Below are 25,243 nucleotides of genomic sequence, written 5' to 3' on the forward strand. Positions count from 1 at the left end.
AAAGATCGCTCCTTTACACTGGGTTCCATACAGATAAATAGGAGTGATGACCATGGCCAAGAAATCAATCATTCGCGCAAATAACTTATGCAAAACATATAACACAGGCACCGAGCAGTATCATGCAATTCGCAACGTGGACCTGGAGCTCTATGAAGGGGACTTTACCGTCATCATGGGTAACTCCGGTTCCGGTAAATCGACCCTGCTCTATATGCTTAGCGGTTTGGACAGTGTAACGGCTGGTGAGGTGTACTTCCGCGACAAGCGGATTGATACCTACAATGAGCAAGAGCTGTCTGATTTCCGCACCAAGCAAATCGGCTACATCTATCAGAGCATTAATCTGGTCCCCGATCTGACCATCCTCGAGAACGTCTCCTTGCCTGGCTATATCGCGGGCAATAAGAAGAGCGCCATTAAAGCCAAAGCTAACGAGCTGATTACAGCCATGGGTATTGACGGTCAGCACGGCCGACTGCCGGCCCAAACCTCTGGTGGCCAGCAGCAGCGTGCTGCGATTGCCCGAGCACTGATCAATTCGCCGGATATTATTTTCGCTGACGAGCCAACAGGAAGCCTGAACTATGACCACGGCAAGGCTGTGCTCGACATCCTCACCGATATTAACCGCAAAGGCCAATCCGTTGTCATGGTTACCCATGATATCAAAGCGGCTTGCCGCGCAGATCGACTCATCTTCATCCGGGACGGAAAAGTTGGCGGCACGCTGGAGTTTGATAAATACGATGCCAACAACACGGAAGATCGTGAATCCATGATCTTTGCTTTCGTGTCGGGGAAGGAGTGAGCTTATGACTGCAGTCTGGAAGCTTAGCTTTTCCTACCTCAAAAAAAGCAAAATACAAAATCTGTTCGTGGCGCTCTTGATTCTGCTATCTACGCTGCTGGTGTCCACAGCTACGATCATCATCGCCAATACCGGGAACGCGTTCACAGACATGCACAACCGAACCAACGGCGCGCATCAAATCCTGACGATGGACAAAGGGCTGCATGACCCGGAATTCGTTCACTCCTGGTGGGCAACACAGGACGGTGTTCAAGCCTCGGATCTGCTGACCTATCGCACCCTGTCAGGCATTACACACGACGGTAACGATTACCCAAATCTGTTTCTGTATATGATTGATACGCCGTCGCTCCCTTTTGAGGTCGACAATCTGGTATTTGCACAAGGCATGCAGACGGACACGCCGGATAAAGGAACCATCTGGATTCCGACGTCGATGGCGAATAGCTATAATATCTCGCTTGGCGACTCGGTCGGATTCCGCACAGGTGATTCTCCACTGGAGCTTCAAGTCTCTGGCATTGTCGTTGACGTTGCATATGGCGCCCCCTTCAGCAACACGTCGAGAGTCTGGACCAACAGCGACGATTATCAGGAAAGCCTATCGGACCTGCCAGGCAATGACAATTACATGATGGGGCTGCGGTTTGCCGATTACAGCACCAATTTGACCTATTGGGACCGTTTCGAAAATGAAATGGGAACCCCATTTTTGGAATCAAAAATGGAATTCGAGGGCATCTCGTCCTTCTATCTGATCATCAATCAGATTATCGGTTTCATTATGATCTTCCTCGGCCTGGTCATGATGTTCATCGCGTTGATTACGATTGGCTTCACGATATCGGACGCCATTCTTGCCAATTACAAAACGATTGGCGTACTGAAATCGCTTGGTCTGACTTCGAGCCGAACGATTGGTACCTACGTCATTCAATATGCATTCTTATCGATCATCAGCATTATTCCAGGCTTGGCACTCAGCACCATACTCTCAAAGCTGATTATTAATTTCTCGGTATCATCCCTTCGAACAAATGATGCGTCACTTGCCATCAAGGGCTTCGGGGCCGCATTGCTGGTTGGGCTGTTCCTGTTCGCACTCGTCATTTTGTTCGTTGTGCTGTATGCGAAGAAAGCCCGCAGCGTACAGCCAGTACAGGCGATTCGTTATGGGATGTCGGAGACGGACAGCATCAAGATGACACGCCGGATGAATTCGGCAGGCGCCCGTCGCTTCGGCTTCGGCTCCCTTCCTGTCACCGCTGTCATCGGCATCCGGAATCTGATAAAAAACATCAAGGGCTCCGTACTCATGCTGGTGCTGACAATGATGGCTGCCTCCGTGCTCGTGCTGGGATACGTGATACTGAACAGCATTATCGGCATTCAGCAAACCGCAGGCCAATGGGGGTACGACAACGCCAACATCTCCGCCCTCGTCGTCAACAAAACGACGTTCCCACAGGAAGAGTTCGAGCAAGCGCTGCTGAATGACGACCGGATCCAAACCATTGGCTGGAAGAGTAATTTAACAGGCATCGTAGATTCACAAGCTTTGGCCAGCTCGGACAGCACAAATATCCAGAACCTAAGCGTCTACCTGGGCATCCTCGATGGCAGTTATGACGATTTAGGCTTCGAAACGATACGCGGGGAGGACCCCAAGGAACAAAATGAAATCTCCATCGGAATAAGCGTGGCAAATCTATTGAATAAAGACTTGGGTGACACCATCGATCTGTATATCCTTGGCGAAAGACAGTCGTTGATCATTACGGGCATCTATCAGGCGATTGAAAATTCGGCGATCTCGGGACGCCTCACAGTCGATGCCATACGCTCAATCGATCCGAATTATAGCGAATTAGATGTAGCTTTTATTAACGTCCAAGACATTAATCAAGTGGATGCTATTGCGGAAGAACTTAATAAACGTTTCCAAGATTCTGTTTCGGTCTTGACCCAACAAACCCTGCTTGATTCCTTGTTTACAGAAGCGGCTAATATCATGATCTATCCGATGAGCCTGATGGGGCTGCTGTTTATTATCGTGACCTTCATCATCATTTACAGCACCTGCCGCATCAACATTCGTAAAGAAAGCCGTACGTACGGCATTTACAAATCGATTGGCATGACCTCGAACCGGATTCGCTGGTCGATCGCGCTCGGCGTTGGTGGTCTGGCGTTGATTGGCTCCTTGCTGGGCATCCTCGTCGGTGTCTATCTGCTGCCGATGTTGCTCGAAATGGTTCTGCTCAGTTACGGCCTTGCTGAATTGCCTGTTATTCTGAATTGGGGCGGCATTCTGGTGATGGCTATCGCTACAGTTATAGCGGCCACACTTGGCTCCTGGGCTTCCTCCAAGGTGATTCGCAAAGCCTCGCCTCGTAATCTCGTGGTCGAGTAATCCATACAAATGTTCGATAAGGGAGGATGAACAACATGCGAAAAATATACAAGCGGTTATTGTTAGTCACGGTTGGATCAGTTGGTTTGTTGACGGCTTGCAGCAATATGATCAACTCTTCGGGAGCGGGCGGTACTACACTCAAAGGTCCTTCGGAGTGGATGGATCAAATTAGCCAAAATGGGCTGAAGAAAGAGCTTGCGATTGTCCAGGAACCTGCCACTGCAGCATCGCTGCTGCTTAAAAATGAGGTTGGTAATGTAACCATCACCCCAAGCTCTGATGATAACATCACGGTCCGTACCTATATCTGGGCAGTTAATAACGATCAAGGGGCCTCCCTTCTGGAGGAGGTAACAGAACAAGCTGCGGTGTCCATTAGGAAAGACGGTAAGCAGCTCGTCATCCAAGCGCATCCGCGGGGTGACGAGAAGCAGGATTTGTGGACGTGGGCGGAGAAGAACATCGGTCATTCCCGATTCACGGTGAACTATGAGATTGAACTCCCGGCTGCCATCTCTGCCTATGACGTGTCCACCACCGTAGGCGGCATCACGCTAGATGGACTGGCGGGCAACTACAAGGTCTACAACAACGTGGGCAAGATTAGCATTGGAGATGCCCAGGTGCAAGGCAAGTCCAGTGTAAAGTCAGATGCGGGAACGATTGAACTGGATGTGAGTGATTTCGAAAGAGGCAGCAGCCTCAAAGCATCGGCGGAGGTGGGCGGCATCACTGCTACGCTCCCTTCCTCGCTGGCTTACAGCCTGAAGACCGAAACGGATTTAGGCAAAGTCACCGGCGCAGCCAAAGGAAAAAGCGACATCAACGGCGGCGGTCCACTGCTCACGTTGACGACCTCGGTCGGATTTATCAAAGTCGAAGAAAAATAAAAGAGAAATAAAAAAACAAGGGGTTGTTCCAAGGTCATGCTGACCAGGGATAACCCCTTGCTGCTTATCCATTTAAAGTGTCCATCTAAAATCTCTCTTAAAGCCAAATCCACTCAATCACCTTGAAAAACACCGCAGCCATGAAAGCGGAAATCGGAATCGTGATCAGCCAGGACATGACGATCCGGCCGGCCATCGACCACTTGACGCTGGAGAAGCGCTTGGCGCTGCCCACGCCGAGGAGCGAGGATGTGATCGTGTGCGTCGTACTGACCGGGAAATGCGCCAGCGTCGCTGTCAGGATAACCATTGCCGATCCCAAATCAGCAGCAAAGCCGTTGATCGGCTCGATTTTGAAAATCTTCGTGCCCATCGTCTTGATGATCTTCCAACCGCCGACCGAGGTCCCGAGCGCCATAGCGGTAGCTGCGGAAATTTTAACCCACAGCTGGACCTCATCGGTGCTCTGCATCTGCGCTGCCACCAAGGCGAACGTGATAATCCCCATCGCCTTCTGTGCATCATTCGTTCCGTGCGTGAATGCCTGGAATGCTGCGGTGACGACTTGGCTGGAGCGGAAGCCTTTGTTGACCTGATGCGGGCTGCGGTTGGCAAAAATTTTCTTGAGCAGCATCATCAGAATAAATCCGAGTGTAAATGCAATGAGCGGTGAAAAAATCAACGCTTGTACAATCGAAGTGAAGCCTGCTGCATTAATGCCGCCCATCCCCTCTGCCCCGATGACAGCACCCGCGAGGGCACCGATCAACGCATGAGAAGACGAGGACGGAATGCCGAACCACCAGGTAAGCAGATTCCAGGCAATTGCCGCAAGCAATGCCGCGATAACGATCTGTTCCCCGAAGGCCAGCTTCGTCGGGTCAGCAATACTGCCACCAATCGTCTTGGCCACCCCAGTGAACGTCAACGCGCCGATAAAGTTCATCACCGCGGCCATCAGAATGGCTACTCTAGGTGACAATGCCCGCGTCGACACCGAAGTGGCGATGGCGTTGGCCGTGTCGTGAAATCCATTAATGAAGTCAAAAGCAAGTGCCAGAAACACGACCACGCACATGATTATAAATACTGTATCGAACATGACTCAGGTCCCTCGCTTAGCTGTTGCGCATAACGATCGACTCGAGGGTGTTAGCAACATCCTCACAGCAATCGGTCGTCTGCTCCAGCCGTTCATAGATCTCTTTGCGCTTGATGATCTCGATAGGGTCTGTGACATTAGCAAACAGGCTCATGACGCATACGCGCAGCAGGTCATCGGCCTGATTTTCCAACTCGTTAATATGAATAGCCGGCTCACGAATGGCCAGCAATTTCTTCTCAGTCAGCAAATAGATAGCTTTTTTGATCTGCTGTGCACTGCGGACCAAATTGTCGGCGAACAGAATAATATACTCGTCCGGTTCCTGGAATTGATACATCTCAAACCTCGAAGCGCATGCCTCGATGCCGTCCAGTACATCGTCGAGCGACGTCGTCAGTGCCATAATGTCTTCACGCTCGATGGGCGTGATAAACGTCTTGTTCAGCTCCGTCAGGATCGTGTGAACGTACAAATCGCATTTGGATTCGTACTCCTTCATCTCCTTGGCGAATACCTTCAGATCTTTCAGATCCGGGACATTGCGGTGAAAATACTCGGCAGCCTCAAGAATCGTATCGGCCATTTCCTCCAACGTCTTGAAAAAAATATTCTTTTTTTTCTTCACCTTCAAAGACTCCTTTACCGCCTTGCGGTTTGATTTGCATCTTCTGTTCAGCCGAAGAATATCTTATCATACTTTACATCATAATTGTTAAGATAGTGTAAAGCTTTATGAAAATTTTTAGGCGGATTTTCAATCCTCTTCATGCACATATCCAGCGGCTGCCGGAGTACTCAGTTTTCACCAAAAACCACCGATTTTATCCGCCCATAATCTTCCTGAACCTCAATGTCAAGAGACCCACTCTATTAAAAAAGCCCACTCCCGCGCAGGCGGAAGCGGACATGAACCTATGGTGCAAGCTGGATAATCATCAGTACACGACATGCTCGGCAAACGTCGGTGTCATGGGAACGATGTGATAAATCGTCTTGCCCGGGACAAAGCCCAGCTCGGAGCCGTTCTGAAGAATGCGGATGAAGTTATCGCCGCGACGCTCCCATTCGGCCTCAATGACGGTGCCCTGACGGAATAGCATGGCGGGACCGCCGGAATCAAGATCCACGGCCAGTCTGCCCTCGCTGTCCAAGGTGCGGTGCGAGGTGCCGAGCACGACCAGGTTGGCGGCAGCAAGCTGCTCGTCATTGTTCATATCTGTGTGAGGTTTGTCATTAATCGAGCGCAGATAGAGGCGGGATTCCTCGTCATAGCTATACGATACTTTGTAGTCCTTGAGCAAGAAGCGAATGTCGATCTGTGTGGCCGAATCGCCTGTCGCCAGTTCTTCGCTGTCAAGGAACCGCATGACCGGAACCGCTACGTCGGTTCGGTAATTGCGGCGTTCGATGCCCTCCCGCAGCTTCTCTAGATTGGAGTACAAATTATGTGGAGCCTTGCGGAAGGACTCGCGCCAGAAGGAGCTGCCCGCGTTAGAAATCTCATCCAGGTAAGGCTTCGCTTGCTTTTGCAGAATCGAATACGCATCCGGGCTGCCGCCTGCATGAGCCAGGACAGCCTCATAGCTCTCGCCCAGTTCAATCAGATACGGACGGATGCTGCGGATTGGACCAATCGCCTCCGGGAAATCCTGACTCTGGTAGATCGCAACCAGTCGCGTAATTCCACCCTCTGCGAGTACCTCCCAGATGACATCGGCACCGCTCAGTCCCGACTGGGGACGCGCCGGACCATTGTTGTTAATCATCACCGCAATTGGCCGCTGGGTAGCCTTTTGCTCCTGCAGCAATCCGGTCAGAGGGGCCAGGTATCCGTCCAGCTCCGGCTCGGGTTCCGGCTCTGACACGACCGGTTCTTCAACCGCTGGCGGGTCTGGCGGGGTTACTTCCATCGATTCATTCGAACTGCACGCTGCCAGCAGCAATAGAGCCAGCATGGCCAGCCCGGCACGGTACACGGTGATCCGCCGTCTCAATGTGGCAGATCCGTCTGCCGATCTTGGCTTGTTCAATTCCATCCATCCTTTTCCACCGTTTCATAAGCTCGTCCCTCTTATTAAAACACACCCGCACCGGATTTGTCTTGAATTCTTGGAAACTCGCCTAAATAATCCTACAACTTGAGAAGCTGGCGACACTGGTATACGGGTTGGGCGGTGCGCGTGTTGGGGTGCTGGCGCGGGCGGGGGCTGTAGTTAAAGAATCTTTACTTGCAGACGGCGGTTGAGGCGCGCACGGGAGCTGCAGTTAAAGAAACTTTACTTGGAGACGGCGGTTGGGGTGCGTACGGGGGCTGTAGATAAACAAACTTCACTTAGAGCCTCGGTTGGGGCGCGTGCGGGAGCAGTAGTTAAACAAACTTTACTTGGAGACGGCGGTTGAGGCGCATACGCGGGCTGCAGTTAAAGCAACTTTACTTGGAGACGGTGGTTGGGGTGCGTACAGGGGCTGTAGTTAAAGAATCTTTACTTGGAGGCGACGGTTGGGCCAGGGGCGGAGTGGCGTTAGCGGCATACCCAACTACATAGCCCGCCCACGACCTCAAACTAATCAAAATTAAAAATCGGACACCGATAAGGATCGGGGTCCGATTCTGATGTTTCCACGGGAAAAGTTGCTTAGATACTCCAATGATGCCACTGCTCGTGCCGCTTTTGCAGGTCATTCAACCATTTGATGCTGGAGCCGATAGCCGTCTCCTGGTGCTTCTGATTGGAATACGTATGATCCGCCTGAAAAATGATTTCCTTGTCGCAGCCGCCGTCGGGACGGGTCCAAAGGACCTTCTGCAAAAGGAAGCTGTAATCGACTGGAATAACATCGTCACTGGTACCGTGAACGAGAAATACATCCCCGCCGAAGCGCGGTGCCGCTTGGAACGGCTGGTGCTGCATAAGCGATTCGAAGAATACGGGCTGGAGCGCATAACCGACGTAATCGGTTTGTCCCGTCTTGATTGCTTCGTCGTAGCTCTCGCGGCCGATAATACCGACGATATCATTGAACGGATAAGCAACTGGCGACCACAGGATGAGCGACTTCACCCGGCGGTCGCGAACCGCGGTCAGCAGCGCTACAGCCCCACCCAGACTATGGCCGAGCAGTGTTACACGCAGCGGATCAACGCAGTCCATCTCCAGCATGTAGTCCAGTGCGGTCCTCGTCTGGTCAATCATCGACTCCAAGCCCAGTGATCCATAATCGCCCTGGCTCTCCCCGCAGCCGCCGTAATCAAAGCGGAGCACATAGCTTCCTTGGGCAGCTAGCTCGCGTGCCGCTTTGACGAATAGTCGGTCCGTACCCATCCGGTTGCCTACGAAGCCATGACAGATGATGACCGCCGGCGCCTTGGAGCCGCTGGCTGTGCCATTCGTCGGATAGTGCAGCGTCGCCGCCAGTTCCAGCCCCTCGTCCAAGTGATGCAGCGTCAACGATTTCTCCATCATCCATCCACTCCGTTCATTTAATCTAAATATAATAATTCCAATGCATTTAGTTGGTTTTAATTCATCATACTCGGAGTGACCTCAAATGTCAACTATTTGGCTGAGACATACCGAACTGCAAACGATACACATAAGGCTTTGGATTACCGGGCACCTTACTGATAAAAGCAATTGCGATCTCGAACTCACGCTTAGAACGAGGAGGCAGAGCGATATGAATCAGTTTGTACAATGGTTTGCTGAACAATGGCTAACGGTCCTGCTTGTCGCAGGAGTTATCATAGCAGGTATCATGGTCTATGCCAAGCGTAATGAATTGTTTTTGAAGGAATAGTTAGCAGGGGGACTCCACGTACTGGGAGCTGTCCGGCCAACTTGGCCTTACGCTAACGGCCACCACAGCAGTTATTATTGCGTTAAATGAACACTTTTCAAGCTAACGGCCACCAGCGCAGTTATTTGTGCAAAAATGGGCCCCAGTCAGACGAAAAGACTTGAATAACTGCGCTCATGGCCGTTACATTTTGAAATCATCTATTTTGGCGCGCTAAGCAGCTCTGGTGGCCGTTACAACATGGATTACATATAGACCAACCAAACCCCGGACCGTCAAACGACAGTCCGGGGTTTTGGTTTCCTGTTAGTACACTTTCGGCACTTCGATATGCTCGGTGACACCCAACTCATCCGTAAAGTAGAGATGCACGCCGTGATCCTGATCGTCCATAAAATAAGATACATACCGCTTCTGGTCACGCTTCATCGGCACGAGCAGCGTCGCTATACGATGCGATCTCCGCTGCGATGTCACCGCTCGCAAATGCCAATGGCGGTCCAGTCCGTCCAGCTCCTCGGGAGCTACCCCTTGGAAGCCTTCATGCTGAGATAGTGCCAACTCGCCTGATGAGCAATACACAAATCGTCCATCCAGCTCCGCCCGCTCCCCCTGGAGGCGGAATGTCTGCCCCGACAGCTCCAGCGGTCGCAGCGTCTGCAACAGCCAGTCCACGCGGCCCGGCTGATCCAGATCCACTGAATCGATAATCACAAAGTAAGACTGCCGGACAAAATAGATTTCACGCATATATCGTTTCAAGTACGGCACCTGCTCCTGATAGGCCGCTGTCGCATCACTCCGGCAGTACCCATTTGCCCCGCGCATACCCGCTTCGATCACCTGCCCAGCCGCAGCCATGCAGAGCGCCTTGTTCGTACCCGCATATTGGCCTTGTCCGTCGATGAGCAGATTGTTGGTCGAGCAGGTCTGACGGCGCCATTCCCGATGCATTGTGCTGCCAAAGGCCACATAATGACCGCTCTCAATTGCTAGCGGTTCGCCATAAGCATGCAGCAAGAAACCGTTCTGGTCCCCATGACTATGACTGATGGAGCCGTAGGGGCTGCTCTTCGTCATCAGCATAACATGTTCCCCTGGTTCATCCATCCGGCGGTGCATGGCGACCCAGCCGATATCACGGAACCACTTTACAGGCTCGACCACACCATCGACCGGGACAATAGCAGACGATTCCGGATAGCTATGTCGGTAGAGCAGCTCATCGAAGCGAAAATCCCACCAGCCATAGTTGTAGAATTTGCTGTCCGGATCAGTATCCGTGCTTGCAATCTGCTCATAATACCATTGGTAACGCCCATCGCCCGTCCAGCCAGCAAACTGGCGCATATTGAAGCCCGTCTTCAGACTAGCTGGCTCACCGAGCGTCGATTGATCACCGAAGCTGGCGCGGACCGTCCCCGGCGGATTGCAGTAGAGTGGAAAATCTCCTGTCTTGCGGAAGAACGGCCGCTCAAACAACGCAATTCCTGTGTATTGGTGCAGCAGATTCAGCGCATCGATGACATAGGCCATTCCCGTCGTCCAGTACATCGGGCCTTCTGCCCAGCCGCCATCAGCGCCACCCCACGGCGTGTAGATGCAGGCGAAGTAATCCACCGCATAGTCCAGCCACTCGCGGGCCTGCGGTTCTTCGTGCAAGAGGGACAGACAACAAGGCACCAGCACCGAAGACAGAGAGCGTACCGCATGACTGTCAAAAGGCACCTGATGAATGCGTGAGCGTTCCATCACGTGATAAGCAACCTGCTCCGTGCGGCGAAGCAGAGTGCCGCGCACCTCCTGCCGCTCCGTCCCCGTCAGCTCGTCATGAAGCCAATCGTAGCCCCAGGCGAGTGCGCCAGCGATGCGAAAGGCCGCTTCGTCATTGTAATCCCGCGAAGTTGTCCCCTCCGGGTCCCACGCCGCCGCATGCAGGAGCCATCGCTTCGCCGTAGCCAACAGCTGCTGGTCGTTCAGTATTCGCCCGGCCACACTCAAGTGGCGGATGGCGTAGAGAACCTCTTGGCAGTCCATGTACATCTGCCGCCATAACGCTGCTACACGGCGATGGCCCGGGTACGGCGCAGGCTCGGCAACCAGCTCACGCGACAGCCAGGGCAGTACAGAGCCCTCATAGAACCGTTTCCAGCCTGCATAGCCGGGATCAGTAGCCAGCCTCTCCCGGAATTCAGCCAGACCATCCGCGCTCAGCCATAACCGGGGATGTGCTGCGCTGGTGGCAGCATATCGGATCTCTCTAGCAGGCAAAGGCGTCTGAGGCAAGTCAGCTGGTACGTTGAAGCAGCGGGTCTGGCTCCATTCCGAATCCCGGTGTGGCTGCGTGGGATGTCCCTTGTCTGGCTGGCGTTCTGTGGTCAGGGGGGCTTCGTTCTCATGCCATGACGCTTCACTCTCCGCAGCTGCCAGAGCATAGCGCCAATAATAGCTCCCCGGCTCATAGGCGTGATCAGGCACATACAGATTGTAGGGGAGCGGCCCGATAGTCTCGGTCCGATCATCTGCAAAATCCGGCGATGCCGAAATCTGCAGCACATAATCGGCCCGCTCTGGTACCGCTGGAATCCAGGTGAAACGGGGAGGATTTTCAAATAACCTCGTATCCTCATCCGGCGCGTACTGAATGGTCAAGCTTCCGCTCTGCGGTTCGAATAGAGCCTTCATAGCGCCCCCTCCTCCATTAGTCCATCCTGCGTCATCTGGTACGTACGGAGTTTGCCAGCTTGCTTAATTCCGATTCGTCCCGCTTCATCTAACTGCACATGTGGACATGCCTTACTTGCACTGTATACCGCCACGAAGCGCGCTGTGGTACCCCGGCACCGCATGAGAATGCCCTCCATCTCGCGGCTCGGATCGGTTGTCAGGCCGGGAGATTGCACGCGTATAATCTCGGTACCTGCAGTAGGCAGCCCTTGCAAGAAGACTGGCTCCATTCTCGCAGCATCTACGAGACCTGCCTCCTTATCAGCATTCGCCCGACCTGCCTCCAGATCAGGATTCACGGTACCATCAGCCGTACCTTCTACCGTGCCGGCCTGTGTTACCTCTCCTGCTGCACTCCGCGTCACCTCTTCAGCTTCTCTGGAGACTACGTCTTCAGCTTCTCTCGACGCTTCGATTCGCAGCTTGAGCGGCGTGCCGTCACTAAGCAGCGATTTAGTCGGCCGGATGTAGGCATATCCATCCTCCGTCCCCAGCGTTCCTTCGTGTGGCTGCCACTCGATCAATGGATTCATTGTCCCGCCAGAATGCGTTTCTTCCACTACCTCTACAGCTTCGCCGATATAATGAAACCACCAATCGATCTCAGCCTCTGTCTCCAGCTCCACCTCGAACCAATCAAGCACCCAATCCGCTGTCACCATCACGTGCCGCGCCAGCCGTGAACCGGAATACGCTTCGGTTGTTTCCAGCCAGGCATACGCAGACTCCTGCGTGATCTCCAGCTTCCGGCAAGCCCCTGCTGCCGCGGACTGGGAACGTCCGCCAATGGTCACCGTGTTGTGGCAGGCCGTGTGCGGATACCAGCCTTTCTTGAGCGGCGAGCCGTACGGCACCGTCCCGCGATCAGGCGCAACCGGAGCTGCCCGGTGACCCAGCATCAGATTCAGCTTGTCGAAGTGACCGTGCGAGCCGCCGTGCGGACCGTAATCCACCAGAGCAGATAACGGATTGCCCGGATGAGACAGCATCGCCCAGCCGCTCTCCGGCAGGAGGCCGCTCACCGGACAAGGCAGCACCGTCTTCAGCTCCCGGCCGCCGCTCCCATACAGCACCGCCTCCAACCCGCTGCGCTGGGATTCACCTGACAGCTGACGATACGCCTCGGCCAGCAGGGGTTCATACGCCTTGTTGCCGTACCGGGCCAGACCGATCTCGAGCACCTCCGCAATCTCCCGGGCATACGGCACGCGATCATACGGACCATCATGCAGTGCCGCGAGTCTCCCGTTGCCATCCGCCAGCGAGACCAGCACATCACACATCCCTTGCAACGTTTGACCGTCCTCGCCCGCTGCATCCCACAGCAGCAGACCGCAGCGCTCCGCCATCTCAGCCGTGATGAAGTATGCTCGCAGCACGAACACATGGTAGTACACGCTGCCCTCGAACTCGAGCCCATCGCTGCGGATTGCCAGGTCCAGATGATGCTGGAAGCCTCCCTCCGCCGTAATCAGATCCACAAGCTCATCACGCTCGCCCCGGACTGCATAAATGGAGGCTAGTGCCGCAATAAGCCAAGCCGTATAATTGTTCTCCGGCTCTCCGCGCTTGTGCACGAGGATGCCGTGGTACTCCCGCAAACTACTCTTCAGCAGATCCAGGAAAATATCCAGCGCTTCCCGGTCTTCTTCAAAGGATACGCCCTCATCCCTCAGCAGCACATAGGCCCTTAGCAGCGTGGTCGCCCAGATGGCTTCGGTCAACGCCTGATGGAAGGCCCGCCCCTTCAGCATCCACGGCTGGGCATCAGGATGGACAGGATAATGCGGGAACAGGCGGGCATAGCGAACGATAATCTGCCGTCCCAGCTCCGCATAGACCATCTCTCCCGTCCCGGCATGGACAACCGCAGCCTGCAGCGCGTAACGCGCCCAAGCCTGATGCCGGTATACCAGCCAGGCGCCGCGATAGGCGTCTCCCGCCAGCTCACACCCGTAAGGGCAGCGATAGCTGTGTGCATCCTCCTCCAGCGGGTCGAACAACAGCTCCGTATGATGCTCCGGGCATACATACTGATGCCACCAGCCGCCCGGCTCCGTCGGAATCTGTGGGTGCGGCACGGCATGCTCCCCGACATCCTCTGTAGCCTGGGAATTGGCATGATCCGCTGCTGTAGAGACAGAGCTGCCCTTCCTCATCACCTGGTCCAATTCCTCCTGCAGCACCTTCAGCTCCGCCCCGCACCAGTCCAGCTCCGCCAGCTTCTCCTGAATATTCATCGCATGAACATGCCGCCGTTGATCTCGATCGTCTCCCCCGTCACATAGGAAGACAGATCGGAGCACAGATAGAGGGCGGCGCCTGCCACATCCTCCGGCGTCCCTTCCCGTCCCAGCGGAATACCGGCGACAGTCGCCTTACGGGCAGCATCCGGGGTGAAGGTGGCATGAAAAGCTGTCTGGCCGATGAAGCCAGGCGACAGCGCATTGACCAGAATGCCGCTGCCCGCCAGCTCCTTGGCCAGTCCCTTCGTGTAGGCAATCACTGCAGCCTTGCTGGCTGCATAGATGGATGCGCCGGGACCGCCGCCGTTGTGCGCAGCTACGGAGGTGAGGTTGACGATCCGTCCGCCGCCAGCTGCCTTCATCCCTGGGATTACAGCCTTGCTGACGAACACAGTGCTCTTCAAATTCACGTCGAGCACGCGAGTATACAGCGACTCACTCATTTCTTCGTTAGCCAGCCGTTCGACCAGATGACCGGCATTATTCACCAATAAGCTGACTGGTGCTCCCCAGGTGTCCTCCACCGCCTGCACCAAGCTTTCGATCTGTCCGATATCTGTCACATCCGCCTGAAAAGCCTTGGCCGTCCCGCCATCTGCGGCAATGTCGGCCACCGTGGCCTCGGCGCCCTCCTGGTTGTTCAAATAATTAACCGCAACCTGGGCCCCGCTGGCAGCCAGCATCCGCGCCACTGCGCGTCCGATACCGCCGCTTGCCCCAGTCACCAATGCAATGTTTCCTTTAAGATCAATAGCCATAATCAATTGCTCCTCTCTTCTTGCGGCATCACCATTGTGACCGTCGTGCCCTGATGCAGCTGGCTTTCGATCTGGATGCCGTATTCGTTGCCGAACACCATCTGGATACGACGGTGTACATTCATTACGCCGATCCCGCCCCGGCTAGAGCGGACGCCTTCATCCTCATCGCTGCCTGGCAGACGGTTCTGACTCAGTCGGCTGCGCAGCAGCGCCAGTCGCTCCTCGCTCATACCGATGCCGTTGTCGGAGACCGAGATCAGCAGCCGTCCGCCTTCCTCCCGGGCATCAATCCTTATATAATGATGCGGCTGAATGCCGTCTGGATAGGCATGGTGAAACACGTTTTCCACTAGTGGCTGCAAGGTTAGACGCACCATTTTCTTCAATAGCAGCGCTGGCGGCACCAGCACCTCCGCCTCGAAATCGCGCTGAATGCGGTGCTTGAAGATAATCAGATAATTGCGCACATGATTCAGCTCATTGGCGATTGTAATCTCCTCCAGATTGGTCTGGATGGAGTAACGCAGCATGAACGCCATCGCCTCGACCATCTCCGAAATATCGTCGGAGTCCTGGACAATGGCATAGCAGTTGATCGTCTCCAGTGTGTTGTACAGGAAATGCGGATTAATCTGCAGCTGTAGCGCCTGGAACTCGGCACGCTGCCGCTCCAGCTCGATACCCTGCAGCCGCAGCTGGGTTTTCTGATTGGTCAGCTCAGCGTCGTACACCCGCTCGATCATCTCGGAGAGCCGTCCTACCATCAGGTTGTAGCTGTGCACCAGCCCGCCGATCTCATCCTGGCGTGCCGGTCCTTCAATATGCGTCCAATTGCCCTTCTCCGTCTCCCGCATGCCGTCCTTCAGATGCCGGATCGGCTGCACGATGGAGCGTCCGAACCGGATGGCAATGATAGAGCCGATGACGAGCGTGACCAGACCGACGACGAGCGTGGTGGAGCGAATGCTGGAGATTGGCGCCCGCAGCTCCGAGAGCGGCATCGACACGGCCAGACTCCACCCCGAGTAGTCCGAGGTGCGGGACACCACCATTTTGCGGTCCCCGTCTACAGGCTGGATCAACCGGTTCTCTCCGCGCAGGATCTGCTCCCGCACACCGGTCTCCAGCAGCGGCTCTAGCAGCCCGTTCTCCGGCCCGAAGATAACCTCTCCGAAGCGATCCAGGATGAAGAAATAGCCATTCTCGCCCAGATCAAGCTGGCTCCACAGATCCGTCAACTGCTGCTTGTTGAACTCTATGGCGAGCACGCCTTTGACGTCGTAGGAGGCGTAGCCGCGAATTTTGCGGGCGACTGTAATGACCTCGTCCCTGTCGCGGGGGAGCAGACTTGTGTTAAGAATCGCGATCTCGCCCGTATCCGGCGTCTTGGCATTAAGCTCCTGCAGACGTGCTGACGGATCAACGGAGATCGCCGAGAAGCTCTGGTTGTGATCGAAGATCGACCGGCCGTGATCCCCCAGAATGTAGATCATATGAATCTGGGTCGGATACGTGATGAACACACGCTGAAAAACATCCTTGCGAATCTGGTTCGAGAAATTATAAAACTCATAGCTGTCCGTCGGGTCCATATCCAGGAAGCGCTTTACAATCTGTTGGGACAGAATCGAATTGCTGACCCGCTCGAAGGTCATGAGCTGATTATCCGTCTGCATCGCCGCGTTGTTGATGACTTGCGCCATGTATTTCTCCACCTGCTCGTCGATGGCGCGCGACGATTCCAGATACGAGAAGATGCCGACCATGGACAACGAGAACACAATGACGATGAGGAAGGAGATGAAGAGCTGACGCGCCAGACTTCTTCTCATCCCTGAATCCCCAGCAGGCCACGGTATTCGGCGGGCGTATACCCCGTACTCCGCTTGAACGTTTTGGTGAAATGGGGATGGTCGGCATAGCCCACTTCATGCGAGATATCCGTAATTTTGACATGCGGCTGGGCAAGCAGACGCTTGGCCAGCTCGATCCGACGCTTCGTGCGATATTGGACAAAGGTCTCTCCGGCCACCTGCCGGAACAGCTGGCTCAGATAGGAAGCGTTCAAGCCGAGCCGCTCCGCCACCTCCTCCAGCGACAACTCGCGGGACAAATGCTGCTCGATGTACCGCTTCGCCTCCTCAATCGGCTCCTTCGGATTGCCCTTGCGCTTGCCGCGGATCAGCCCTGTCAGGCGGCCAGTCTCTTGGCGCAGCCAGGTGTAGCAGGCCTGCTCATCGATCAGGGCGTCCGTCTGCGAAGGAGCGCTCTCCAATGGATACACATCCCGCCGGTTGAGTGCCTGGAGCAGGCCGTCCTGCAGCTGGGCGACGAACTCCCGCAGCTGCCGCACACTCATTCGCTGCTCACGGCAATAGTGCTCCAGATCGTCCAGCGTCTGTTCGATCTGTTCCTCTTGCAGGAGCCATATCGCCTGATCCAGCGTCTCCAGCCAGTGCCCGGAGGTGGACAGCGGAATATAGCCACCCGGCTGTTTTTCGCGCAGCTTTTCCAACAGTTTGCCTACCGTTTCGTATACCGCAGACCTGGTCACGGGCTTGAGCAAATATTGCTTCACACCCCAGCCCATACATTGCCGTGCATATTCAAAATCGCCATAACCCGATACCACGACGATCTGCACATCCTTGTACGTCTCACTCACCCTGCGGCATAGCTCCAGACCGTCCATGCGGGGCATCCTTATATCGGTGAACAGGAAGTCGGGGCACTGCTCCCTCATCTTCTCCAGCGCATCCGCACCATCGACGGCGGTTGCCGTCTCCGTAATCGCGGCATCTGCCTGTCGGATCAGCTTACTCAGTCCTTGTCGAATCATCGGCTCATCATCCACTATCAGCACTCGGACCATCTGCAGCCTCTCCTTCCCGTGGCACCCTGCCCGATACCGGTTTCCGTACCGCTACCTGGCAGGAAGCTTAGTTATCACCTATAGTAATGGAAGTCCCTTGCTACGACAATCTTATTCGAAAGCGTTCTCTTGATTATTGTATCTGGCAGTTGCCTCTTCAATAATTTCCTTGCCGCCCTTGGACAGATATTCGTCCAGCACCGCTTCGTAATTGTCGATTTCCTCCCGCCCATACACCATCCGCAGCACATGCTCCAGAATGAGTGGCGGCATCTCATCCGACTTCGGATTGAGATCAGGGTAACGAATGAGTGCTTCGAGCCTCGGATCGAACTCAATGCCTTTGCGACCCTCATGGGCCAGCATGTTGTCGAACGCGTCAATCATCTGCTGCCCGGTCTCGGTGAGCGACGACACCATTTTGTTGTAGGTGGTATCCTGCACCAGCCACAGCCAGTAGTTCAGGTAACGCATTTTGTCTGTTCCCGCCGTGTCGGTTGGCACCTCGAAGGATGGCTCACCGTTCACCATGGTATAGTCCTCGCCCTCCAGACCGTAGCTGAAGAACAGCTCTGCCTCATCGCTTACCATCCAGTTGAAGAATTGCACAATCTCCGCCGCCTTGTCTTCGGCCTTCTTATTGATATAGAAGGAGCGGGTGACCGGATTATAATGGGCATACCCGCCACCGCCGTCAGGTCCGGTCGGGGATGGAATGAGCGCCACACGGGCGTCCGGTACATTTTCCATCAGCTGTGCGCCCCAGATTGGCAGCTCGTTGGCATTCATCGACCACATGCCTGCTTTGCCGCTGGTGACGATGCTGCGGAAGTCGGTGCTCTCGATGGTGGCGAACTCCCGGCTGATCAGCCCTTCATCATGCATCGTTTTGTAGATGCCGATCGCAGCCTTCATATTGTCGACGTCAAAAAAGTTCGGCTTCACCTGTCCGTCCGGGAACAGTTTAAACTGGTTGAGATAACCCAGCACATCGTACGCGCCGAAGAACGTATCGGCATACTTGAAGTTCTGGCGTCCGGCAAACGGCTGCTCCACCCCTGCTTCCTTGAAGGCCCGCAGCACCTCCAGCGTCTCCTCGACGGTTGTCGGGATGTCCTTGCCTACCTGCTCCAGCAGGTCGGTACGGATCCAGGTCGCCCGCCGCGATGGATTGGACAGAATCTCTGGAATGCCGTAGATATTGCCCGTCTTCGAATCCGTCATGCGTGCCCACGCTTCTTCAGGAATGAAGGCGAGGAGATCCTTGCCGTGCTCCTCCAGCAGATCGTTGAGTGGCAGGAAGACGCCGTTCTCTACTGCGCCTGCGAGCTCGGGACCGCTGATGCCGCCGCTGCCCTGCACCACATCGGGGATGTCGTTGGTCGCGAACATCTGCACCATTTTGTCCTGATACTCATTGTGCGGAATGAGACGGATATCCAGATCCGTGTTCGTCATCTCTTCCAGAGCCTGCACATAAGGATCCTTGTTAATATCCGGATGCTTCTCGACATAGGCAACATTGAGCGTCCGCATCGATATGGAGAATTTGGTCGGTCCCTGTACCTGCGGCGTCTCGCCGCTGCCTTCCGCAGTGCCTGTACCTGGAGACGGTTGATTGTTGCCTGAGCATCCCGCCACGATGGCGAGGACGAGAATCAGCATGAGCATACGCATGGCTTGCTTTGGCATAGTACCCCTCTTTTCTATGGATAATAGCGCTTACAATTGTGAAGCTATCGTCTTATCGATTTAATGGATTATGATTTAATCGATCCAATCAGCATGCCCTTAATGAAGAAACGCTGCAGGAATGGATAGATCATAATAATCGGGATCGTCGCCACGAGAATGACCGCCATCTGTACACCTTGCACAGACTGGGAGGTAATCTCGAACGCCAGATTTCCCGTGTCACTCAGGTCGTCAGTAATGAGCAGCTCACGCAGCTTGACCTGAAGCGGATATTTGGCGCGGTCATTTATATAGTACAACGCATCCATGTACTTGTTCCAGTTCGTCACCGAGTAAAATATTCCCACTGTCGCCAGTGCCGGCTTCGACAGCGGCAATACGATGCTCCATAACGTTCGCAGCTCCCCGCATCCATCGATCCGTGAAGAGTCGATCAGCTCGGTCGGCAGCTGGGCAAAAAACGAGCGCAGGACGAACAAATTGAAGGCGCTGATCGCCGTTGGAATCATGAGCGCCCACAGCGTATTGACCAGACCGATCTCCCGCATCAGAATAAACTGGGGAATCAGCGGTGCGCTAAAGATCATCGTCAGCAGGATCACCATCAGCACCAGCCGCCGGCCGACATACTCCTGTCTGGATAGCGGATACGCCAGTGTCGCCGTAGCGGCCAGGTTGATAGCTGTGCCCAGCACGGTAATGTAGACCGAGATGCCAAAGGCCCGCCAGATCGAGACGTCCTCGAAAACATACTTGTAATACTGGGTCGTGATCTCTACCGGCCAGAACAACACCTCGCCCCGGTCAATCGCGCCTGCACTGCTCAATGACTGGGCAATTACATTCAAAAACGGCAGAAACATGGTCAATGACAGCAACGTTAGAAACGTATAATTAAATCCTAGAAACAGCTTACGGCTCAAGCTCTCGCGCCTTACCATAGGACTTTCTCCTTCCTTTAAAAACTAGAGGTGTGGTGATACGTGCCGGAGAGGACGGAATCGATTCTGTAGAATCAGAGTATAGGCTTCCGAAGTCGCTTTCCTACAGAAAGCGTTTAGCGTTCGCCTTTGTCCACGGATTTCTTCTGCTAAAGGGTTAACCAATTCGAAATCTGTGGACAACAGCGATCGTAAGAACGATCCGTACTCGTAGGCCGAAACACATCACCTCTAATACAGCGACTCGCCGGTGGCTTTCTTGCTGAGCGTGTTAGCAATGGCGAGCAGGAACAGCCCTACGACGGATTTGAAGAGCCCGATCGCTGTCGCGTAGCTGTACTGCATCTGCGTCAGCCCCGCCTTGTAGATGTACGTGTCCAGAATTTCGCTGTTGCGGATATTGAGCGGGTTCTGGAAGACAAAGACACGCTCGAAGCCGTAATCCAGGAAATCGCCCATCTTCAGCAGGAATAGGATCGTAATGACCGGCAGCAGCGCCGGCAGCGTGATGCTCAGCATCTGACGCCACCGTCCGGCACCGTCCATCTCGGCTGCCTCGTACAAGTCAGGGTTAATACTCGCGAGAGCTGCCAGATAGATGATTGTTCCCCAGCCGACGTCCCGCCACAGTCCTGATCCGACCAGCACCGAGCGGATGTAGGAATCTTCTCCGAGGAAGTAAATAGGTCCGAGACCGAACCAACCAAGCATCGTGTTGGCAACACCGGAAGATGGAGATAACACACCGATGAAGATACCGCTTACAATTACCCATGAAAGAAAATGTGGTGCATAGATTACGGTCTGTACGACCTTCTTATACAGGACCATTCGCACTTCATTGAGCAATAAGGCAAGAATGATCGGGGCCGTGAAGGCAAAGGTAATATCATAGATGCCCAGCAGCAACGTATTCTTCAGAATGTTGAGAAAGTCGTAGTGACTGAACATCCGTGTGAAATGCTCCAGGCCCACCCACGGGCTGCCGCTGAATCCGGCAAACAGATTGTAATTCTGGAACGCAATGACGGAGCCCATCAGCGGGATGTATTTGAAGATTAGAAAGTAGAGGATGCCCGGCAGTGACAGGAGATAGAGTGCTTTGTACTTCCACATGAAGCGCAGCACACGCCGTTTGTCCCGGGGCTGCTCCTTCTTCGTCAGGGTAGTTTGGGCGGCCGTCGTTGCTTCCATGCTTATCCCCCCTTGGCGCGCAGGTTGCTCGGCGCATTCTCATCCAGCGGTTTCTCGTCAAAGCTAATATGGATATACTCCGGCTCCCTGTCGATAATGCGGGACAGCTCGCGGGTGAACACCTCGACGATCTCTTCCTTTTGCTCGTTGGTCCGGCCTTCATACATTTCAATTTTAATTTTTGGCATGTGGCTTTCCGCCTCCTTTGAGTCAGTAGGTTACAGCTGTAGCTCTATCCTATTCTCTTTGGAGGAGACCAACAATGGAGTGCCTTTGCGTGCAGTTGTGTTTTTTTTAGGTGGAGGATGGGCGGCACCAAGCAAAACACCCTTGCCGGAATTCGGCAAGGGTGTTGCAGACGGAGGTTAGTCGATACTCGTTTTGGGCAGTAAGGATGCATTGCGCATGATCGGATATGTGGCCAGCAGCGCCATCAAGCCGACCGCTCCTGCAAGCGTGAATCCCGTCATCGCATTCATATTCATCAGCGACAGCCATTCTGTAGGCACACCCAAGGCGCCTGAGTACACCAGGAGCATCGTCACCATGCCCAGAATCGAAATACCGATGAGCGTACGTTTCATACCCAAACGGTACGTGATGCAATAGAGGAAAAACATCGAACCGAACAGCAACATGCCAATCATGAGATCAATCCATAAGTAGGGCAGGAATTGATGTTCACTGGAATAGAATTGCCCCGGATGCAAAATGCTGGCGGAACTGATCCCCTCCTGATGCAGATATGCAAGCAGCCATTGGCACAAATTTAAAAATAGCATATACACCAAGACTAAAGATGTACCGACGAGATAAAACATCTTAAGCAATTGGGTTCTTGTGCTCCCGAGTCCGACTGCGATCGGCAGCAGGCTTTTAAAACCAGCCGCACCATAATAGGGAATGAAGAAGAAGTATGCCGGACCGATCAGAAAACTTTCCGAGCCGGCCTGTTCAAAGAAAATGCCGATGATCACCCAGGCTGCGGTTAACGGCAAAGTGATGTACAGGAAAAGCAGCTTAACCAAAAACCACCTTGCATCTTCATAAATCAAACGGGCCGTGCCTTGTGCGGCATTCATAAGGAAGCCTCCTTTACCTTATCGGTCATTTGTAGTAAATAGTCCTGGAGCTGAGCTTTCTCCAGCGATACACCAGCGGCCTGGGCCCGTTTTCTCCACGCATCGGATAATGAGGCGTCGATCATCACTTTTTTTGACGTTCCGATGGCATCTTCATCCAGGATCCGCTGTCCCTCCGTCAGTTGATCCACTTGAGCTCGCTCACCCGACAACCAAAAGCCTCGTTCACGTACCTGTTCCATCGACTCATTCATCATCAGCTTGCCCTCATGGACCACCACGAGGGATTCCAGCAACGGCTGGATTTCCTCAATATGATGGGTCGACACGAGAATCAGGCGAGGATATTCATCGTAGCTATCCAGCAGCAGTTCATAAAACTTCTTGCGCATTCCTGCATCGAGCCCGTTGGTTGGCTCATCCAAGATCGTAATATCCGCCTGACTGGCCAGGCCGATTACAAGCTGCAAAGCGGTTTTCATTCCGGTAGACAGCTTACTCGAGTTTTTGCTCATCGGTAATTTGAACGTCTCAATGAGCTGATCAGCCATGCCTTGGTTCCAATTCGGATTAAAATACTTGTAGAAGCGCAGCGCATCCCGAACCGTCCAGATGGAACTGAAGATATGATCCTCCATCATGTAACAAAGGTGCTTTTGCGCTTCGGGATTATTATAGGGCTCGTGCCCGTTGATCCTGATGCTTCCCCCGCCTGGCTTCATATGTCCGGCCATTAGCTTCATAAGGGTCGTCTTTCCTGCCCCGTTACGTCCCCAGAGACCCGTGATGACGGGTTCTTGCTCAGTAAATGAGATGCCTTTCAACACCGGATGCTCATCATAACCAAATGTGAGGTTCTCGACTGAAATCATAGTTTCTTCTCCTCCTCCATAATCCATTGAATGACCTGATCAACGGGCATCCCAATTCGCTTGGCTTCTTCCAGCAACGGACGGATGTATGCTTCCCTGTAATGACCCTGTTTTTCCTTCAGCACCTGGCTTCTCGCTCCTTCCTGTACAAACATGCCGATTCCCCGCTGCTTGTAGATAATGTCCTGATCCACCAAGGCTTGGAGCCCCTTGCGCGCAGTAGCACGGTTGATATTATAGAATCGCGACAACTCATTCTCAGACGGTACGCGCTCGCCTTCTTTTAACTGGCCGTCCACAATATCGTCTATTATCATCTGAGCAATCTGTTGAAATATGGGCTGGTCTTCGTCCAACATTGCCCTCAAACGGCTTCCCCTCCTCTGAATCCTGTTCTTGATGTTCATGATAGGATGTATGGTTGGTTACTCGTATAACCAACTGTACAACATAGAGATGAAATTGTAAAGTCAAAACAAAAAAACGTCCGCATAGTCGGCTGCCCTGATAGGCAAGCCGTCCATGCGGACGTGAAATGATGAGGTTAAATTTCCAGGCCTTGCAGCGCCTTTACACCAATGTCGGTGCGGTAGTGGACACCGTCAAATTTGATCGTATCCGCAGCTTTGTAGGCTCGTTCCCGTGCCTGTGCGGTGTCTGCGCCGAGGCCGACAACGCCGAGTACACGGCCGCCGCTGGTGACAAACTGATCGCCCTGCAGCGATGTGCCCGCGTGGAAGATCTGGACGCCTTCCTGCGCCGCTGCTTCTTCCAGGCCAGAGATAACGCGACCTTTTGGATAGGATGCCGGGTAGCCTTCGGAAGCGAGGATGACGCAGACGGCTGCCTCGTCACTCCACTCGATCTCCAGTTGGTCCAGTCTGCCGTTCATGGCAGCCAGGATGATGTCGACCAGATCCGTCTTGAGGCGCGGCAGCACGACCTGCGTCTCCGGATCGCCCATCCGGGCATTGAATTCAATCGTCTTCGGTCCGTCCTTGGTGATCATCAGGCCGGCGAACAGCACGCCGCGGAACGGCCGTCCTTCGCTGACCATCGCCTTGGCCGTCGGGATCACGATCGTCTCGATCGCTTCGTCGATGATGGCCTGCGGGATATGAGGCAGCGGCGTGTAGGTTCCCATGCCGCCTGTATTCGGTCCCAGATCGCCGTCATAGACCGGCTTGTGGTCCTGCGCCGGCACCATCGGTTGCACGCTCTCGCCGTCTACGAATGCCAGGATGGACATCTCCTGGCCGACAAGGCACTCCTCGATGACGACTTGGCTGCCCGATTCACCGAACACCTTGTTCACCATCATGTCCTCCAGCGCTTGCTTGGCCTCATCCATGGTCCGGGCCACGGTCACACCCTTGCCCGCTGCCAGCCCATCGGCCTTGATGACAATGGGCGCCGACTGCTCAGCCAGGTAGGCCGATGCCGAAGCATAATCCGTGAAGGTCTCATACTTGGCGGTTGGAATATTATACTTGCGCAACAGGTCCTTCATGAAGATCTTGCTGCCTTCAATCTCTGCCGCATTCTGGCGTGGTCCGAAGATCGGAATACCGCGCGCTTCGAATGCATCAACAATGCCCGCTGCGAGCGGGTCGTCCGGTCCTACGACGACCAGGTCAATCGCATGATCCACTGCGAACTGAATCAGATCGCCGAACCGGCTGACCGGAATTGGCACACATTCCGCGAGTTGTCCGATACCCGCATTACCCGGTGCACAGTAGATTTCCTGCACCTTCTCGCTCTTCTTCAGCGCCCAGACGATGGCATGCTCACGCCCGCCGCCGCCGATGACTAGTATCCGCACAGTTA

General features: G+C 54.2%; 20 protein-coding genes. 3 read left to right on the top strand and 17 right to left on the bottom strand.

Features of this window, described 5'->3' with window-relative positions; genetic code table 11:
- Nucleotides 1-52: 52 nt before the first annotated feature.
- The 3 genes from F556_RS0121560 to F556_RS0121570 are packed head-to-tail and all read left to right on the top strand — an operon-like array spanning nucleotide 53 to nucleotide 4,120.
- Nucleotides 53-811 (top strand): ABC transporter ATP-binding protein, encoded by a 759-nt coding sequence (locus F556_RS0121560; RefSeq protein WP_020619079.1) that lies wholly within the window; start codon nucleotides 53-55, stop codon nucleotides 809-811.
- Nucleotides 812-815: 4 nt separating this feature from the next.
- Nucleotides 816-3,227 carry an ABC transporter permease gene (locus tag F556_RS0121565; RefSeq protein WP_020619080.1) on the top strand — a complete coding sequence of 804 codons (2,412 nt, stop codon included), beginning with the start codon at nucleotides 816-818 and terminating at the stop codon, nucleotides 3,225-3,227.
- Between the two features lie 35 nt (nucleotides 3,228-3,262).
- The gene (locus F556_RS0121570) at nucleotides 3,263-4,120 is read left to right on the top strand and encodes a DUF4097 family beta strand repeat-containing protein (protein ID WP_020619081.1); all 858 of its coding nucleotides are present in this window, start codon (nucleotides 3,263-3,265) and stop codon (nucleotides 4,118-4,120) included.
- Nucleotides 4,121-4,217: 97 nt separating this feature from the next.
- Here the strand turns inward: F556_RS0121570 and F556_RS0121575 are convergent, their stop codons facing one another.
- The 17 genes from F556_RS0121575 to purD all read right to left on the bottom strand — a co-directional run bounded on the left by F556_RS0121575 (nucleotide 4,218) and on the right by purD (nucleotide 25,238).
- Entirely contained in the window at nucleotides 4,218-5,222 is a 1,005-nt protein-coding gene (locus tag F556_RS0121575) for an inorganic phosphate transporter (protein WP_020619082.1), read from the bottom strand.
- Nucleotides 5,223-5,238: 16 nt separating this feature from the next.
- A complete protein-coding gene (locus tag F556_RS0121580; RefSeq protein ID WP_020619083.1) occupies nucleotides 5,239-5,850 on the bottom strand; it encodes a DUF47 domain-containing protein in 612 nt (203 codons plus the stop codon).
- A gap of 310 nt (nucleotides 5,851-6,160) precedes the next feature.
- Nucleotides 6,161-7,261 (bottom strand): DUF3048 domain-containing protein, encoded by a 1,101-nt coding sequence (locus tag F556_RS0121585; protein WP_020619084.1) that lies wholly within the window; start codon nucleotides 7,259-7,261, stop codon nucleotides 6,161-6,163.
- Between the two features lie 600 nt (nucleotides 7,262-7,861).
- Nucleotides 7,862-8,686, bottom strand: a complete 825-nt coding sequence (locus F556_RS0121590) for an alpha/beta hydrolase (RefSeq protein WP_026297430.1) — start codon at nucleotides 8,684-8,686, stop codon at nucleotides 7,862-7,864.
- Nucleotides 8,687-9,329: 643 nt separating this feature from the next.
- Nucleotides 9,330-11,708: a DUF4962 domain-containing protein gene (locus F556_RS0121600; RefSeq protein ID WP_020619087.1), complete on the bottom strand. Its 2,379-nt coding sequence runs from the start codon at nucleotides 11,706-11,708 to the stop codon at nucleotides 9,330-9,332.
- Nucleotides 11,705-13,990, bottom strand: a complete 2,286-nt coding sequence (locus tag F556_RS0121605; protein ID WP_020619088.1) for a heparinase II/III domain-containing protein — start codon at nucleotides 13,988-13,990, stop codon at nucleotides 11,705-11,707. Before F556_RS0121605 ends, F556_RS0121600 begins: the two co-directional genes overlap by 4 nt.
- Nucleotides 13,987-14,754 (bottom strand): SDR family NAD(P)-dependent oxidoreductase, encoded by a 768-nt coding sequence (locus F556_RS0121610; RefSeq protein ID WP_020619089.1) that lies wholly within the window; start codon nucleotides 14,752-14,754, stop codon nucleotides 13,987-13,989. Before F556_RS0121610 ends, F556_RS0121605 begins: the two co-directional genes overlap by 4 nt.
- Before the next feature lie 2 nt (nucleotides 14,755-14,756).
- Entirely contained in the window at nucleotides 14,757-16,589 is a 1,833-nt protein-coding gene (locus tag F556_RS0121615) for a cache domain-containing sensor histidine kinase (RefSeq protein WP_020619090.1), read from the bottom strand.
- The gene (locus F556_RS0121620; protein WP_020619091.1) at nucleotides 16,586-17,629 is read right to left on the bottom strand and encodes a response regulator transcription factor; all 1,044 of its coding nucleotides are present in this window, start codon (nucleotides 17,627-17,629) and stop codon (nucleotides 16,586-16,588) included. Before F556_RS0121620 ends, F556_RS0121615 begins: the two co-directional genes overlap by 4 nt.
- 111 nt (nucleotides 17,630-17,740) lie before the next feature.
- Nucleotides 17,741-19,321, bottom strand: a complete 1,581-nt coding sequence (locus F556_RS0121625; RefSeq protein ID WP_020619092.1) for an extracellular solute-binding protein — start codon at nucleotides 19,319-19,321, stop codon at nucleotides 17,741-17,743.
- Between the two features lie 68 nt (nucleotides 19,322-19,389).
- Nucleotides 19,390-20,265: a carbohydrate ABC transporter permease gene (locus F556_RS0121630; RefSeq protein ID WP_020619093.1), complete on the bottom strand. Its 876-nt coding sequence runs from the start codon at nucleotides 20,263-20,265 to the stop codon at nucleotides 19,390-19,392.
- Nucleotides 20,266-20,496: 231 nt separating this feature from the next.
- Nucleotides 20,497-21,459, bottom strand: coding sequence for an ABC transporter permease (locus F556_RS0121635; protein ID WP_020619094.1), 963 nt, complete (start codon nucleotides 21,457-21,459; stop codon nucleotides 20,497-20,499).
- A 2-nt stretch (nucleotides 21,460-21,461) separates the two neighbouring features.
- Nucleotides 21,462-21,647, bottom strand: a complete 186-nt coding sequence (locus F556_RS0121640; protein ID WP_020619095.1) for a tautomerase family protein — start codon at nucleotides 21,645-21,647, stop codon at nucleotides 21,462-21,464.
- A gap of 177 nt (nucleotides 21,648-21,824) precedes the next feature.
- Complete coding sequence (locus F556_RS0121645) at nucleotides 21,825-22,541, bottom strand: hypothetical protein (RefSeq protein WP_020619096.1); 717 nt, start codon at nucleotides 22,539-22,541, stop codon at nucleotides 21,825-21,827.
- Nucleotides 22,538-23,413: an ABC transporter ATP-binding protein gene (locus tag F556_RS0121650; protein WP_020619097.1), complete on the bottom strand. Its 876-nt coding sequence runs from the start codon at nucleotides 23,411-23,413 to the stop codon at nucleotides 22,538-22,540. Before F556_RS0121650 ends, F556_RS0121645 begins: the two co-directional genes overlap by 4 nt.
- Nucleotides 23,410-23,781: a GntR family transcriptional regulator gene (locus F556_RS0121655; RefSeq protein ID WP_020619098.1), complete on the bottom strand. Its 372-nt coding sequence runs from the start codon at nucleotides 23,779-23,781 to the stop codon at nucleotides 23,410-23,412. The genes F556_RS0121650 and F556_RS0121655 overlap by 4 nt, the downstream gene beginning before the upstream one ends.
- Before the next feature lie 176 nt (nucleotides 23,782-23,957).
- Nucleotides 23,958-25,238, bottom strand: a complete 1,281-nt coding sequence (purD, locus tag F556_RS0121660) for a phosphoribosylamine--glycine ligase (protein ID WP_020619099.1) — start codon at nucleotides 25,236-25,238, stop codon at nucleotides 23,958-23,960.
- Between the last annotated feature and the right edge of the window lie 5 nt (nucleotides 25,239-25,243).

The organism is Paenibacillus daejeonensis DSM 15491, assembly GCF_000378385.1.
In the GTDB taxonomy this organism is placed as follows: Bacteria; Bacillota; Bacilli; order Paenibacillales; family Paenibacillaceae; genus Paenibacillus_D; species Paenibacillus_D daejeonensis.